The sequence below is a fragment of the Pseudomonas sp. FEN genome, assembly GCF_904067045.1.
Lineage (GTDB): Bacteria > Pseudomonadota > Gammaproteobacteria > Pseudomonadales > Pseudomonadaceae > Aquipseudomonas.
In genome coordinates this window covers 769,333-783,636 of the sequence record NZ_CAJFDC010000001.1, presented here as the reverse complement: position 1 = coordinate 783,636, position 14,304 = coordinate 769,333, and the positions used below count along the sequence as shown (strand labels likewise).

General features: G+C 62.2%; 13 protein-coding genes. 10 read left to right on the top strand and 3 right to left on the bottom strand.

All coding sequences use genetic code 11. The features are described 5' to 3' along the window. Nucleotides 1–11: 11 nt before the first annotated feature. From PFEN_RS03670 to hisC, 7 genes are all read left to right on the top strand, one after another. On the top strand, nt 12–671 hold the full coding sequence (locus PFEN_RS03670) for a phospholipid-binding protein MlaC (RefSeq protein ID WP_191485672.1): 660 nt from the start codon (nt 12–14) through the stop codon (nt 669–671). Continuing rightward, complete coding sequence (locus PFEN_RS03665; protein WP_191485671.1) at nt 664–969, top strand: lipid asymmetry maintenance protein MlaB; 306 nt, start codon at nt 664–666, stop codon at nt 967–969. Before PFEN_RS03670 ends, PFEN_RS03665 begins: the two co-directional genes overlap by 8 nt. A gap of 117 nt (nt 970–1,086) precedes the next feature. Then, entirely contained in the window at nt 1,087–1,338 is a 252-nt protein-coding gene (locus PFEN_RS03660) for a BolA family protein (protein ID WP_121136659.1), read from the top strand. Between the two features lie 24 nt (nt 1,339–1,362). Further along, complete coding sequence (murA, locus tag PFEN_RS03655) at nt 1,363–2,628, top strand: UDP-N-acetylglucosamine 1-carboxyvinyltransferase (RefSeq protein WP_191485670.1); 1,266 nt, start codon at nt 1,363–1,365, stop codon at nt 2,626–2,628. A gap of 66 nt (nt 2,629–2,694) precedes the next feature. Next, nucleotides 2,695–3,330, top strand: a complete 636-nt coding sequence (gene hisG / locus PFEN_RS03650) for an ATP phosphoribosyltransferase (RefSeq protein WP_191485669.1) — start codon at nt 2,695–2,697, stop codon at nt 3,328–3,330. Nucleotides 3,331–3,471: 141 nt separating this feature from the next. Next, nucleotides 3,472–4,806, top strand: coding sequence for a histidinol dehydrogenase (gene hisD / locus PFEN_RS03645; protein ID WP_191485668.1), 1,335 nt, complete (start codon nt 3,472–3,474; stop codon nt 4,804–4,806). Then, the gene (gene hisC, locus PFEN_RS03640) at nt 4,803–5,855 is read left to right on the top strand and encodes a histidinol-phosphate transaminase (protein ID WP_191485667.1); all 1,053 of its coding nucleotides are present in this window, start codon (nt 4,803–4,805) and stop codon (nt 5,853–5,855) included. The genes hisD and hisC overlap by 4 nt, the downstream gene beginning before the upstream one ends. Nucleotides 5,856–5,924: 69 nt before the next feature. Here the strand turns inward: hisC and algW are convergent, their stop codons facing one another. Next, nucleotides 5,925–7,082 (bottom strand): Do family serine endopeptidase AlgW, encoded by a 1,158-nt coding sequence (algW, locus tag PFEN_RS03635; RefSeq protein ID WP_191485666.1) that lies wholly within the window; start codon nt 7,080–7,082, stop codon nt 5,925–5,927. A 102-nt stretch (nt 7,083–7,184) separates the two neighbouring features. Here algW and PFEN_RS03630 point away from each other — a divergent pair, with 102 nt between their 5' ends. The 3 genes from PFEN_RS03630 (at nt 7,185) to cysN (ending at nt 11,057) form a co-directional block, all read left to right on the top strand. Beyond that, on the top strand, nt 7,185–7,943 hold the full coding sequence (locus PFEN_RS03630; RefSeq protein WP_191485665.1) for a Nif3-like dinuclear metal center hexameric protein: 759 nt from the start codon (nt 7,185–7,187) through the stop codon (nt 7,941–7,943). A gap of 284 nt (nt 7,944–8,227) precedes the next feature. Then, the gene (cysD, locus tag PFEN_RS03625) at nt 8,228–9,145 is read left to right on the top strand and encodes a sulfate adenylyltransferase subunit CysD (RefSeq protein ID WP_191485664.1); all 918 of its coding nucleotides are present in this window, start codon (nt 8,228–8,230) and stop codon (nt 9,143–9,145) included. 13 nt (nt 9,146–9,158) lie between these two features. Next, a complete protein-coding gene (gene cysN / locus PFEN_RS03620) occupies nt 9,159–11,057 on the top strand; it encodes a sulfate adenylyltransferase subunit CysN (protein WP_191485663.1) in 1,899 nt (632 codons plus the stop codon). Between the two features lie 223 nt (nt 11,058–11,280). Here the strand turns inward: cysN and PFEN_RS03615 are convergent, their stop codons facing one another. Then, nucleotides 11,281–12,186, bottom strand: a complete 906-nt coding sequence (locus PFEN_RS03615) for an acyltransferase (RefSeq protein WP_191485662.1) — start codon at nt 12,184–12,186, stop codon at nt 11,281–11,283. After that, nucleotides 12,187–14,286 (bottom strand): phosphate acetyltransferase, encoded by a 2,100-nt coding sequence (pta, locus tag PFEN_RS03610; protein ID WP_191485661.1) that lies wholly within the window; start codon nt 14,284–14,286, stop codon nt 12,187–12,189. Nucleotides 14,287–14,304: the final 18 nt, after the last annotated feature.

Below are 14,304 nucleotides of genomic sequence, written 5' to 3'. Positions count from 1 at the left end.
GGAGTTTTTCCATGATCTCGATGTTGCGACGCGGTCTGCTGGTGTTGCTGGCGACTTTGCCCTTGATGGGCAACGCCCTGGCGGCAACCTCGGCCCATGACCTGGTCAAGAACACCACCGACCGGATGTTGGCCGATCTGTCGGCCAACAAGGCCCAGTACAAGCAAAACCCCAGTGCCTTCTATGACGCGCTCAATACCATCGTCGGTCCGGTGGTGGACGCCGAGGGTATTTCCAAAAGCATCATGACGGTCAAGTACTCGCGCAAGGCCACGCCCGAGCAGATGAAGACCTTCGCGGAAAACTTCAAGAAGGGCCTGTTCCAGTTCTATGGCAACGCCTTGCTTGAGTACAACAACCAGGGCATCACCGTCGACTCGCCCAAGGATGAGTCGGGCGACCGTACTAGCGTTGGCATGACCGTCAAGGGCAGCAACGGCGCGATCTATCCGGTTTCCTACACCCTTGAGAAAATCAACGGCGAGTGGAAACTGCGCAACGTGATCATCAATGGCATCAATATCGGCAAGCTGTTCCGCGATCAGTTCGCCGACGCGATGCAGCGCAACGGCAACAACCTGGACCTGACCATCAACAACTGGGCTGGCGAGGTGGAGAAGGCCAAGGCCGAATCCGAGAAGAACCCGCAGAAGGCCGCGCAGAATGAGTGAGGCCAGCGTTCGCGCCGGTGAGGCGGGTGACTTGCTGCTGGCCGGCGTGATCGACTACAGCACCGGCCCGGCCCTGCGCAAGGACGGGCAGGCGTTGATCAAGGCCAGCAAGGCGCAGGCCGTGGTGGTCGACTGCTCTGCCGTGCAGAAGTCCAGCAGTGTCGGCCTGGCCTTGCTGCTGGCGTTCATGCGTGACGCCGTTGAGCTGGGTAAATCCCTGAGCATTCGCGCCATGCCACAAGATATGCGCGAAATCGCCGAGGTTTCCGAGTTGACGGAGATCCTCGGCGTTCATTAACTGTGCCATAAATAAAGAGGCCCTCCGTCAGCGTCCCTGCAATACGGGGTTCGCAGGCGCGGGGCTTTTTTGTATGATGGCCGACCCGCGCGCGTTGGGCGCCGATTGAGGTTGAGCATGCAGGCCTACGAAGTAAAGAGCTTCCTTGAAGGAAAGCTGTCGGGCTCTCTTTCCCAGGTGCAGGTTGAAGTTGAAGGCGAAGGCTGCAACTTCCAACTGAACGTGATTAGCGACGAACTGGTGGCCCTGAGCCCGGTGAAGCGTCAGCAAAGCATCTATGCCCATTTGAACCCGTGGATCGCCGATGGCAGCATCCATGCGGTCACTATGAAATTTTTCAGCCGCGCGGCCTGGGCCGAGCGCACCTGAGCCTGAATTGGCGTCGAGACCCTTATGGACAAATTGATTATTACTGGCGGCGTTCGTCTTGATGGCGAAATCCGCATTTCCGGGGCGAAGAACTCCGCCCTGCCGATCCTCGCCGCCACCTTGCTGTGCGATGGCCCGGTGACCGTGGCCAACCTGCCGCACCTGCACGACATCACTACCATGATCGAGCTGTTCGGGCGCATGGGTATTGAGCCGGTGATCGACGAAAAGCTCAGCGTGGAAATCGATCCGCGCACCATCAAGACCCTGATCGCGCCTTACGAATTGGTGAAAACCATGCGCGCCTCGATCCTGGTGCTGGGGCCGATGGTCGCTCGTTTCGGTGAGGCCGAAGTCGCCCTGCCCGGCGGTTGCGCCATTGGCTCGCGTCCGGTGGACCTGCACATCCGTGGCCTGGAAGCCATGGGCGCGGTGATCGACGTCGAAGGCGGTTACATCAAGGCCAAGGCGCCGGAAGGCGGCCTGCGTGGGGCGAACTTCTTCTTCGATACCGTCTCCGTGACCGGCACCGAGAACATCATGATGGCCGCTTCCCTGGCCCGTGGCCGCAGCGTGCTGCAGAACGCCGCGCGCGAGCCGGAAGTCGTCGACCTGGCGAACTTCCTCAACGCCATGGGCGCGAAGGTCAGCGGTGCTGGTTCCGACACCATCACCATCGACGGCGTCGAGCGCCTGCATTCGGCCACCTACAAGGTGATGCCGGACCGTATCGAGACCGGCACCTACCTGGTGGCTGCGGCCGCTACCGGTGGTCGGGTCAAGGTCAAGGACACCGATCCGACCATCCTCGAAGCCGTGCTGGAGAAACTGAAAGAGTCCGGTGCCGAAATCACCACGGGTGAAGACTGGATCGAGCTGAACATGCATGGCAAGCGTCCGAAGGCCGTCAACGTGCGCACCGCGCCGTATCCGGCATTCCCGACCGACATGCAGGCCCAGTTCATTTCCCTCAACGCCATCGCCGAGGGCACTGGCGCGGTGATCGAGACCATTTTCGAAAACCGTTTCATGCACGTTTACGAGTTGCATCGCATGGGCGCCAAGATCCAGGTCGAAGGCAACACCGCCATCGTCACCGGTACCGAACGCCTGAAAGGCGCGCCGGTCATGGCCACCGACCTGCGGGCTTCGGCCAGCCTGGTAATTTCGGCCCTGACCGCTGAGGGCGACACGCTGATCGATCGCATCTACCACATTGACCGTGGTTATGAGTGCATCGAAGAGAAGTTGCAGATGCTCGGTGCCAAGATCCGCCGCGTTCCAGGCTAGTACCGACGCTGCTCCTACAGGTGGCGTGTGCTTTTTTGATACAGGTTGAAGGACTTAGGTTTCCCCATGCTGACCATTGCACTGTCCAAGGGCCGCATTCTCGATGACACCCTGCCGCTGCTCGCTGAAGCGGGCATCGTGCCGACCGAGAATCCGGACAAGAGTCGCAAGCTGATCATCCCCACGACCCAGGACGATGTCCGTCTGCTGATCGTGCGGGCTACCGACGTGCCGACTTATGTCGAGCATGGCGCGGCCGACCTCGGTGTGGCCGGTAAAGATGTGTTGATGGAGTACGGCGGCCAGGGTCTGTACGAGCCGCTGGACTTGCAGATCGCCCAGTGCAAGCTGATGACCGCCGGCGCCATCGGTGCCGTCGAGCCCAAGGGCCGTCTGCGCGTGGCGACCAAGTTCGTCAACGTTGCCAAGCGCTACTACGCCGAGCAAGGTCGTCAGGTCGACATCATCAAGCTCTATGGCTCCATGGAACTGGCACCGCTGATCGGCCTGGCCGACAAGATCATCGACGTCGTCGACACCGGCAATACCCTGCGGGCCAACGGCCTCGAACCGCAGGAACTGATCGCGACCATCAGCTCCCGGCTGGTGGTGAACAAGGCGTCGATGAAAATGCAGCACGCCCGCATCCAGTCCCTGATCGACACCCTGCGCAAGGCAGTGGAGTCGCGACACCGCAACTGACTCACATGCGCGGCCTTGAGCCGCGCCCATCTATCCGTGTCATAGCCAGAATTCTCAGGTGCCCACGCGGATGGCTTGGTAATCTTGCGGCGCCTGAGATCTGCTGTTCCCAAGCATTCGCCAATTATTGAGGCCCACGCTATGACCACGTCTATCGCCATTCGCCGACTCAACGCCGCCGATCCTGATTTCGCTCATCATCTGGATCATCTGCTGAGCTGGGAAAGTGTGTCCGACGACTCGGTCAACCAGCGGGTGCTGGACATCATCAAGGCCGTGCGTGAGCGCGGCGACGCGGCGCTGGTGGAGTTCACCCAGCGTTTCGACGGCCTGGAAGTCGCCTCCATGGCCGATCTGATCCTGCCCCGCGAGCGCCTGGAACTGGCCTTGACCCGGATCACCGAACCGCAGCGCCTGGCCCTGGAAAAAGCCGCCGAGCGCGTGCGTAGCTACCACGAGAAGCAAAAACAGGACTCCTGGAGCTACACCGAGGCCGACGGCACGGTGCTGGGCCAGAAGGTCACGCCGCTGGACCGGGCCGGGTTGTACGTACCGGGTGGCAAGGCGTCCTATCCGTCTTCGGTGCTGATGAATGCGATTCCGGCCAAGGTGGCGGGTGTCGCTGAGGTGGTGATGGTGGTGCCGACCCCGCGTGGTGAAATCAACGAACTGGTGCTGGCGGCGGCGTGCATCGCCGGGGTCGACCGGGTGTTCACCATCGGCGGCGCCCAGGCGGTCGCGGCGCTGGCCTACGGCACCGAGAGCGTGCCCAGGGTCGACAAGGTGGTCGGTCCCGGCAACATCTATGTGGCGACGGCCAAGCGCCATGTGTTCGGCCAGGTCGGTATCGACATGATCGCCGGCCCCTCGGAGATCCTCGTGGTCTGCGATGGCCAGACCGACCCGGACTGGATTGCCATGGACCTGTTCTCCCAGGCCGAGCACGACGAAGATGCCCAGGCGATTCTGGTCAGCCCGGATGCCGATTTCCTCGACCGGGTTGCCGCGAGCATCGCCAAACTGCTGCCGACCATGGAGCGCGCGGCGATTATCGAGACCTCGATCAACGGCCGTGGAGCGCTGATCCAGGTACGTGACATGCAGCAGGCCATTGACGTGGCCAATCGCATCGCGCCGGAACACCTGGAACTATCGGTCGCCGACCCGCAGGCCTGGTTGCCGCAGATCCGCCACGCCGGAGCAATCTTCATGGGCCGGCACACCTCCGAGGCCCTGGGCGACTACTGCGCCGGTCCCAACCACGTGTTGCCGACTTCCGGGACCGCACGCTTCTCGTCGCCGCTGGGGGTGTATGACTTCCAGAAACGTTCGTCGATCATTTTCTGCTCGGAGCAGGGCGCGTCCGAACTGGGCAAGACCGCTTCGGTACTGGCCCGTGGCGAGTCGCTGAGCGCGCACGCCCGCAGCGCGGAATATCGGATCGTCGCTGATAAGGAACAGGGGAAACAAGCATGAGCAAGTTCTGGAGCAAATTCGTCAAGGACCTGGTGCCTTATGTGCCAGGTGAGCAACCGAAGCTGGCCAAACTGGTCAAGCTCAATACCAACGAGAACCCCTATGGTCCTTCGCCCAAGGCCCTGGCGGCGATGCAGGCCGAGGTGAGCGACAATCTGCGTCTGTACCCGGATCCCAACGGTGATCTGCTCAAGCAGGCCGTGGCCGGGTACTACGGCGTCAAGACCAACCAGGTGTTTCTCGGCAATGGTTCCGACGAAGTCCTGGCGCACATCTTCCACGGGCTGTTCCAGCAGGACCGGCCACTGCTGTTCCCGGATATCAGCTACAGCTTCTACCCGGTGTACTGCGGCCTGTATGGGATCAACTTCGAGGCGGTAGCGCTGGACGAGCAGTTCCAGATCCGTGTGACGGACTACGCTCGGCCCAACGGCGGGATCATTTTCCCCAACCCGAATGCGCCGACCGGTTGCCTGCTGGCGCTGGACGCGGTGGAGCAGATGCTCAAGGCCAGCCCGGATTCGGTGGTGGTGGTCGATGAAGCCTATATCGATTTCGGCGGCGAAACGGCCATCAGCCTGGTGGACCGTTACCCGAATCTGCTGGTCACCCAGACCCTGTCCAAGTCCCGTTCCCTGGCGGGCTTGCGGGTCGGCCTGGCGATTGGGCACGCGGACCTGATCGAGGCCCTGGAGCGGATCAAGAACAGCTTCAACTCCTACCCATTGGACCGTATGGCGATTGCCGGGGCGGCGGCGGCATTCGAGGACCGGGCCTACTTCGAGGAAACCTGCCGCAAGGTCATCGACAGTCGCGAATGGCTGGTGGCGCAGCTGCAGGTCAAGGGCTTTGAGGTGCTGCCGTCGGCGGCGAACTTCATCTTCGCCCGTCACCCGCAACACGATGCGGCGGCGCTGGCGGCCAAGGTCCGGGAGCAGGGGGTGATCGTGCGGCACTTCAAGCAGGAGCGTATTGCCCAGTTCCTGCGGATCACCATCGGCACGCCTGAGCAGAACCAGGCCCTGGTCGACGCCCTGGGCGATCTCTGACGGTTTACCCCGGCCTGCTGGCCGGGTGTAGGAGCAGCCGGTCGGCGCTCCTACAAGGGAGCGTGTTTGTTATTCCTCTTCCTGCGGTGGCGTCTGCTGCGGTGGACGCAGGCCGATTTCCGCCATCAGCTTGAGTTCCTTGCCATTGCGCAGCACCTGGATGGCCACATTGTCGGTCGGCTTGATCCGCGCCACCTGGTTCATCGAGCGACGACCGTCCGTGGCCGGCACGCCGTCGATGCTGAGAATCACATCGCCCAACTGCAAGCCGGCCTTCTGCGCCGGACCGTCACGGAATACCCCGGCCACGACGATGCCCGGACGTCCGCTGAGACCGAATGATTCCGCCAGGTCCTGGGTCAAGGGCTGCACTTCGATCCCCAGCCAGCCACGAATCACCTGGCCGTGCTCGATGATCGCCTTCATCACTTCCACCGCCAGGTTGATCGGAATCGCAAAGCCGATGCCTTGGGAACCGCCGGATTTGGAGAAGATCGCGGTGTTGATACCGGTCAGGTTGCCGTTGGCATCCACCAGTGCGCCGCCGGAGTTGCCGGGGTTGATGGCCGCGTCGGTCTGGATGAAGTCTTCATAGTTGTTCAGCCCCAACTGGTTGCGGCCGGTGGCGCTGATAATGCCCATGGTGGTGGTCTGGCCAACCCCGAACGGGTTGCCGATGGCCAGGGCGATGTCGCCGATGCGGATCTGGTCCGAACGACCGATGGTGATCGACGGCAGGTTCGGCAGATCGATCTTGAGCACCGCCAGGTCGGTTTCCGGATCGCTGCCGACGACCTTGGCCAGGGTTTCACGACCGTCCTTGAGGGCCACCACGATCTGGTCGGCCCCGGCCGTCACATGGTTGTTGGTCAGCAGGTAGCCGGTGGAACTCATGATCACCGCCGAACCGAGGCTCGACTCCATGCGCTTCTGCTTGGGCAGGTTGTCGCCGAAGAAGCGTCGGAACTGCGGGTCCTCGAACAGCGGATGAGTGTTCTTGTTGACCATCTTGGTGGTGTACAGGTTGGCCACCGCCGGTGCGGCGAGGCTCACCGCGTCGGCATAGGAGGCTGGGCCTTGCTGGCTGAGGGTGGTCTGCGGCGCCTGTTGCAGGTTCACGTCGAGGTTGGGCAGGCCGACCCATTGCGGGTAGCGCTGGATGATCAGCATTGCCACCAGCACACCGGCCAGCAGTGGCCAGCCTAAGAAACGCAGAGCCTTGAGCATTGAGCAAAGTCCTGGAAGGTTGCAGGCCATGTCGGACGGCCCATAATGTGGCGCATTATACGAGGCCGCGAGCGCCTCTGAATGGGATATTCAGGAGTTTTTATGGCGGTTTCATTGAATACGCTGGTCGAGGAAGCGGATCGCTTTCTGAACAGCGCGCGGATTGCCGATTATTGCCCCAACGGCCTGCAGGTCGAGGGCCGGCCGCAGGTGATGCGTATCGTCAGCGGCGTGACCGCCAGCCAGGCGCTGCTGGACGCGGCCGTCGAAGCCCAGGCCGACCTGATCCTGGTGCACCACGGTTATTTCTGGAAGGGCGAGGACCCTTGCGTCACCGGCATGAAGCAGCGCCGGCTCAAGACCTTGCTCAAGCACGACATCAGCCTGCTGGCCTACCACCTGCCACTGGACCTGCATCCGGAAGTCGGCAACAACGTGCAGCTGGCGCGACAGCTGGATATCACCGTGGAAGGCCCGTTGGACCCGGACAACCCGAAGATTGTCGGACTGGTGGGCTCGCTGCATGAACCGCTGACCGCCCGCGACTTCGCGCGCAAGGTCCAGCAAGTGCTGGGGCGCGAACCGTTGCTGATCGAGGGCGACGAGATGATCCGTCGGGTCGGCTGGTGTACCGGCGGTGGCCAGGGTTACATTGATCAGGCGGTGCTGGCTGGTGTCGACCTGTACCTGAGTGGCGAGGCGTCGGAACAGACCTTCCACAGTGCGCGGGAGAACGGTATCAGCTTTATCGCCGCTGGCCATCACGCCACCGAGCGTTATGGCGTGCAGGCGTTGGGCGAGTACCTGGCGCGGCGTTTCGCGCTGGAGCACCTGTTTATCGATTGCCCGAATCCGATCTAGCAACTGCTGACTGGCCCTTGTGGGAGCGGAGCTTGTCGGAACGCCGCGCCGCCGCGAAAGGAGTGCCGCGGTTTTTCAGATACACCGCGCTATCGCTCTTCGCGGGCAAGCTCCGCTCCTGCAAGGACGGCGCTCCCACGGGTCTGGCCTGGCCAAACAGGGGGGTATATTCTTATATCGTTTCGATCTAGTTGGCCCCCTCAATAGAATAGGGGGCTGTGCTAGCATGCCTCGCTCGAACACGGCCCGCTGGCCGTCCATAAGAACGCTTTTCGTGAGTAGCCATGGTCGACAAACTGACGCATCTGAAACAGCTGGAGGCGGAAAGCATCCATATCATCCGCGAGGTGGCCGCCGAGTTCGATAATCCGGTGATGCTGTACTCCATCGGTAAAGACTCCGCCGTGATGCTGCACCTGGCGCGCAAGGCGTTTTTCCCGGGCAAGCTGCCGTTTCCGGTGATGCATGTCGATACCCGCTGGAAATTCCAGGAGATGTACAGCTTTCGCGACAAGATGGTTGCCGAGCTGGGCCTGGACCTGATCACCTACGTGAACCCGGACGGCGTGGCGCAAGGCATCAATCCCTTCACCCACGGCAGCGCCAAGCACACCGACATCATGAAGACCGAGGGCCTCAAGCAGGCCCTGGACAAGTACGGCTTCGACGCCGCCTTCGGCGGTGCCCGGCGTGACGAAGAGAAGTCGCGGGCCAAGGAGCGTGTCTACTCCTTCCGTGACAGCAAGCACCGTTGGGACCCGAAGAACCAGCGCCCGGAGTTGTGGAACGTCTACAACGGCAAGGTCAACAAGGGCGAGTCGATCCGCGTCTTCCCGCTGTCGAACTGGACCGAGCTGGACATCTGGCAATACATCTACCTTGAAGGCATCCCGATCGTGCCGCTGTATTTCGCCGCCGAACGCGACGTCATCGAGAAGAACGGCACCCTGATCATGATCGACGACGAGCGGATCCTCGAGCACCTGTCCGACGAGGACAAGGCGCGTATCGTCAAGAAGAAGGTGCGTTTCCGTACCCTTGGCTGCTACCCGTTGACGGGCGCGGTGGAGTCCGAGGCTGAAACCCTCACGGACATCATTCAGGAAATGCTCCTGACGCGTACTTCCGAGCGCCAGGGCCGGGTCATCGACCACGATGGTGCCGGTTCGATGGAAGACAAGAAACGTCAGGGCTATTTCTAAACAGGGTCTAAGCATGTCGCATCAATCTGATTTGATCAGCGAGGACATCCTCGCCTACCTGGGCCAGCACGAACGCAAGGAACTGCTGCGTTTCCTGACCTGCGGTAACGTCGACGACGGCAAGAGCACCCTGATCGGGCGCTTGCTGCACGACTCCAAGATGATCTACGAAGACCATCTGGAAGCCATCACCCGCGATTCGAAGAAAGTCGGCACCACCGGTGACGACATCGACCTGGCGTTGCTGGTCGACGGCCTGCAGGCCGAGCGTGAGCAGGGCATCACCATCGATGTCGCCTACCGCTACTTCTCCACCGCCAAGCGCAAGTTCATCATCGCCGATACCCCCGGCCATGAGCAGTACACCCGTAACATGGCCACCGGTGCCTCCACCTGTGACCTGGCGATCATCCTGGTGGATGCCCGCTATGGCGTGCAGACCCAGACCCGTCGCCACAGCTTCATCGCCTCGTTGCTGGGGATCAAGCATATCGTCGTCGCCATCAACAAGATGGACCTCAAGGACTTCGACCAGGGCGTGTTCGAGTCGATCAAGGCCGACTACCTGAAGTTCGCCGAGGGCTTGAAGCTGAAGCCGACCAGCATGCATTTCGTGCCGATGTCGGCCTTGAAGGGCGACAACGTGGTGAACAAGAGCGAGCGGTCGCCCTGGTACACCGGCCAGTCGCTGATGGAAATCCTCGAAACCGTGGAAGTGGCGGGTGATCGCAATTTCACCGACCTGCGTTTCCCGGTGCAGTACGTCAACCGGCCGAACCTGAATTTCCGTGGCTTTGCCGGCACCCTGGCCAGCGGCATCGTGAAGAAGGGTGACGAGGTGGTGGTGCTGCCCTCGGGCAAGAGCAGCCGGGTGAAATCCATCGTCACTTTCGACGGCGAGCTGGAACATGCCGGTCCTGGCCAGGCGGTAACGCTGACCATGGAAGACGAGATCGATATCTCCCGTGGCGACCTGTTGGTACATGCCGACAATGTGCCTCCAGTGACCGACAGCTTCGAGGCCATGCTGGTCTGGATGGCCGAGGAACCGATGCTGCCGGGCAAGAAGTACGACATCAAGCGTGCCACCAGCTACGTGCCAGGCTCGATTGCCAGCATCGTCAACAAAGTCGATGTGAACACCCTCGAAGAGGGCCCGGCCAGCGCCTTGCAGCTGAACGAGATCGGCAAGGTCAAGATCGCCCTGGATGCACCGATTGCCCTGGATGGTTACGAGAGTAACCGCACCACCGGCTCGTTCATCATCATCGACCGTTTGACCAATGGAACCGTGGGTGCCGGCATGATCGTCGCCCAGCCGCTGGTCCATGGCGGCGCCACGCACCACGGCAAGCTGGCCCATGTCGCCACCGAGGAACGTGCCCAGCGTTTCGGCCAGCAGCCGGCGACGGTGCTGTTCACCGGCCTGTCGGGCGCGGGCAAGAGCACCCTGGCCTACGCCGTGGAGCGCAAGTTGTTTGACATGGGGCGTGCGGTGTTCGTGCTCGATGGTCAGAATCTGCGTCAAGACCTGAACAAGGGCTTGCCGCAGGATCGTGTTGGCCGCACCGAGAACTGGCGGCGTGCCGCGCACGTGGCGCGTCAGTTCAACGAGGCTGGCCTGCTGACCCTGGCGGCCTTCGTGGCGCCGGATGCCGAAGGTCGTGAACAGGCCAAGGCACTGATCGGCGCCGAGCGCATGTTGACGGTGTATGTCCAGGCTTCGCCGCAGGCCTGCCAGGCGCGTGATCCCCAGGGCCTGTACGCGGCCGGTGGCGATAACATTCCGGGCGAGTCGTTCCCTTACGACGTACCGCTCAATGCCGACCTGGTGGTGGATACACAGTCGTTGTCATTGGAGGACAGCGTGAAGCAGGTTCTGGAGCTGTTGCGCCAGCGCGGCGCGATCTAAGGATCAGCTGCATTGAAAAGCCCGCGGCCGAGTGATCGGCCGCGGGCTTTTTTGCACGTGTCGGGAAGCGACTTGTGGCGAGGGGGCTTGCCCCCGTTGGGGCGCGAAGCGGCCCTGAATTCAGGCGCCGCATGCGTTCAGGCAAACCGCAGATATAGGGTTTGCGACCGCTTCGCGGCCGAACGGGGGCAAGCCCCCTCGCCACAAAGGTTTTCCTGGCGCCTCAAGACTTGGCGGGATACTCGCGATGCATCTGCGCCAGCAAGGCGTCCTTGTCTTGCCACAGTTGGTTGATCCAGCCTTGGAACTCCAGGCGATACTCGCCATCCTGGTCATAGTTGCGGCCAATGAACTGCGGCGGAACCTTCAACTCCTGGAAATGCACCACCACATCCCGCACGTTGCCACACAACAGATCCCAATACCCCGGCTTGCCGCCCGGATAATGAATGGTCACGTTGATGATGGATTCCAACTGCTCGCCCATGGCATCCAGCACAAAAGCGATGCCGCCGGCCTTGGGTTTGAGCAGATAACGGAACGGTGACTGCTGCTGCGCGTGCTTGCCCTGGGTAAAGCGTGTGCCTTCGGCGAAATTGAAGATACCCACAGGGTCGTTGCGAAACTTCGCGCAGGTCTTGCGCGTGGTTTCCAGGTCCTTGCCCTTCTTTTCCGGGTGCTTCTCCAGGTACGCCTTGGAATAGCGCTTCATGAAGGGAAAACCCAGCGCCCACCAGGCCAGGCCGATCACCGGGACCCAGATCAGCTCCTGCTTGAGAAAGAACTTCAAGGGCCGGATCTTCCGGTTGAGCACGTACTGCAAGACCATGATATCGACCCAGCTCTGGTGGTTGCTGGTGACCAGGTAGGAGTGCTGGTAGTCCAGGCCCTCCAGGCCGCTGAGGTGCCAGCGGGTCCGGCGCACCAGTTGCATCCAGGCTTTGTTGTTGCTGATCCAGGCCTCATGGGTATGGTTCATCAGCCAGTGGCTGAGACGCTGGGTCAGGGCAAAGGGCAGGGCCTTGAGCAGGGCCACGCAGAACAGGAACGAACACAGCAGCAGGGTATTCAACGTCAACAGCAGCGAGGCGATCACACCTCGCAACGGGGCCGGAAGAAAGTCTAACATTCAGATATCCACAGGTCGGTTGGCGGCTTGGATCGCGGTGAGGGCGATGGTGTAGACGATATCGTCCACCTGGGCACCGCGCGGCAGATCATTGACCGGCTTGCGCAGGCCTTGCAGCATCGGCCCCAGGCTGACGCAGTCGGCGCTGCGTTGCACCGCCTTGTGGGTGGTGTTGCCGGTGTTCAGGTCGGGGAACACGAACACCGTGGCGCGTCCCGCTACCTGGCTGTTGGGCGCCAACTGCCGGGCCACGGTTTCGTTGGCCGCGGCGTCGTACTGCAGCGGCCCGTCGATCAGCAAAGTGCTCTGGGCCTCATGGGCGAGCAGGGTGGCCTCGCGGACTTTCTCCACTTCCTCGCCACTGGCCGATTCGCCGCTGGAGTAACTGATCATCGCCACCCGTGGGCTGATGCCGAACGCCTGGGCCGAGTCGGCGCTTTGCAGGGCGATTTCCGCCAGCTCCGCCGCCGAGGGATGAGGGTTCATCACGCAGTCGCCATAGACCAGCACCTGGTCCGGGAACAGCATGAAGAACACCGACGACACCAGGGTGCAACCCGGCGCGGTCTTGATCAGTTGCAAGGCCGGGCGGATGGTGTTGGCGGTGGAGTGGATCACCCCGGAGACCAGTCCGTCGACTTCGTCCAGCGCCAGCATCATGGTGCCGATCACCACGGTGTCTTCCAGTTGCTGCTCGGCCATCGGCGTGTTCAGGCTCTTGCTCTTGCGCAGGGCCACCATGGGTTCGGCATAGCGCCCGCGAATCAGGTCCGGGTCAAGAATCTCCAGGCCCGGCGGCAGTTCGAAACCATGCGCCCGGGCCACCGCCTCGACCTCCGCCGGCTTGGCCAGCAGCACACAGCGGGCGATACCCCGGGTCTGGCAGATGGCGGCGGCCTGCACGGTCAGCGGTTCGCTGCCTTCGGGCAGGACGATGCGCTTGTTGGCTTGCTGGGCGCGCTGGATCAACTGGTAGCGGAACACCGCTGGCGTCAGGCGCATTTCCCGCGGGGTGCCGCAGCGTTGGTGCAACCACTGGGCGTCCAGATGCCCGGCGACGAAATCGGTAATGATCTCCGCGCGCTCGCGGTCGTCGATGGGAATTTCCTTGTTCAGGCTGTTGAGCTGGTTGGCGGTCTCATAGGAGCCGGTGCTCACCGACAACACCGGCAGGCCAGCGGCCATCGCCCCGCGACAGAGTTCCATGATGCGCGGATCGGGCAGGGTGTCACTGGTCAGCAGCAGGCCGGCCAGGGGCACGCCGTTCATCGCGGCAATGCTCACGGCGAGAATGATGTCGTCGCGGTCGCCCGGGGTCACCACCAGCACGCCGGGCTTGAGCAGGTCGATGGTGTTGCGCACGGTACGGGCGCAGATGATGATCTTGTTCATGCGCCGCTGCTCGTAGTCACCGGCGTTGAGCACCTGCGCGCCAAGCAGTTCGGCGACGTCGCGGGTGCGCGGCGCATTGAGGTCGGGCTGGAACGGAATGCAGCCCAGCAGGCGGAAATCGCCACTGCGCAGCAGCGGCGAGTGTTCCTTCAGGCGGGCGGAGAAGTCGGCGATGCTCTCGTCGGTACGGACCTTGTTGAGGATCACTCCGAGGACTTTCGGGTCCTTGGGACCACCAAACAGTTGCGCCTGCAGCTCCACCCGCCCGGAGAGTTCGCTCAGTACTTCGTTTTCCGCGGCCGAAACCAGGATCACCTCGGCATCCAGACTCTTGGCCAGGTGCTGGTTGACCCGCGCGGCGTAGCTGGCGCTGCGGGTCGGGACCATGCCTTCGACCACCAGCACGTCCTTGCCGACGGCGGCCTGCTGGTAGAGGGTGATGATTTCTTCCAGCAGCTCATCGAGCTGGCCGTCGCCAAGCATCCGCTCGACATGGGCCAGGCCCAGCGGCTGCGGTGGTTTCAGGCCATGGGTGCGGGCCACCAGTTCAGTGGAGCGCTCCGGGCCGAGGTCGCCGGGATGGGGCTGGGCAATGGGTTTGAAAAAGCCGACTTTCAAACCGGCGCGTTCCAGTGTGCGTACCAGCCCGAGGCTGATCGAGGTCAGACCCACACCAAAATCGGTGGGCGCGATAAAAAAAGTTTGCATGCGTATTCTCTTGAGGAA

Coding starts and splice junctions, on each gene's coding strand:
- PFEN_RS03670 (WP_191485672.1), top strand. CDS start 12: ATGATCTCGATGTTGCGACGCGGTCTGCTGGTGTTGCTGGCGACTTTG.
- PFEN_RS03665 (WP_191485671.1), top strand. CDS start 664: ATGAGTGAGGCCAGCGTTCGCGCCGGTGAGGCGGGTGACTTGCTGCTG.
- PFEN_RS03660 (WP_121136659.1), top strand. CDS start 1,087: ATGCAGGCCTACGAAGTAAAGAGCTTCCTTGAAGGAAAGCTGTCGGGC.
- murA (WP_191485670.1), top strand. CDS start 1,363: ATGGACAAATTGATTATTACTGGCGGCGTTCGTCTTGATGGCGAAATC.
- hisG (WP_191485669.1), top strand. CDS start 2,695: ATGCTGACCATTGCACTGTCCAAGGGCCGCATTCTCGATGACACCCTG.
- hisD (WP_191485668.1), top strand. CDS start 3,472: ATGACCACGTCTATCGCCATTCGCCGACTCAACGCCGCCGATCCTGAT.
- hisC (WP_191485667.1), top strand. CDS start 4,803: ATGAGCAAGTTCTGGAGCAAATTCGTCAAGGACCTGGTGCCTTATGTG.
- algW (WP_191485666.1), bottom strand. CDS start 7,082: ATGCTCAAGGCTCTGCGTTTCTTAGGCTGGCCACTGCTGGCCGGTGTG.
- PFEN_RS03630 (WP_191485665.1), top strand. CDS start 7,185: ATGGCGGTTTCATTGAATACGCTGGTCGAGGAAGCGGATCGCTTTCTG.
- cysD (WP_191485664.1), top strand. CDS start 8,228: ATGGTCGACAAACTGACGCATCTGAAACAGCTGGAGGCGGAAAGCATC.
- cysN (WP_191485663.1), top strand. CDS start 9,159: ATGTCGCATCAATCTGATTTGATCAGCGAGGACATCCTCGCCTACCTG.
- PFEN_RS03615 (WP_191485662.1), bottom strand. CDS start 12,186: ATGTTAGACTTTCTTCCGGCCCCGTTGCGAGGTGTGATCGCCTCGCTG.
- pta (WP_191485661.1), bottom strand. CDS start 14,286: ATGCAAACTTTTTTTATCGCGCCCACCGATTTTGGTGTGGGTCTGACC.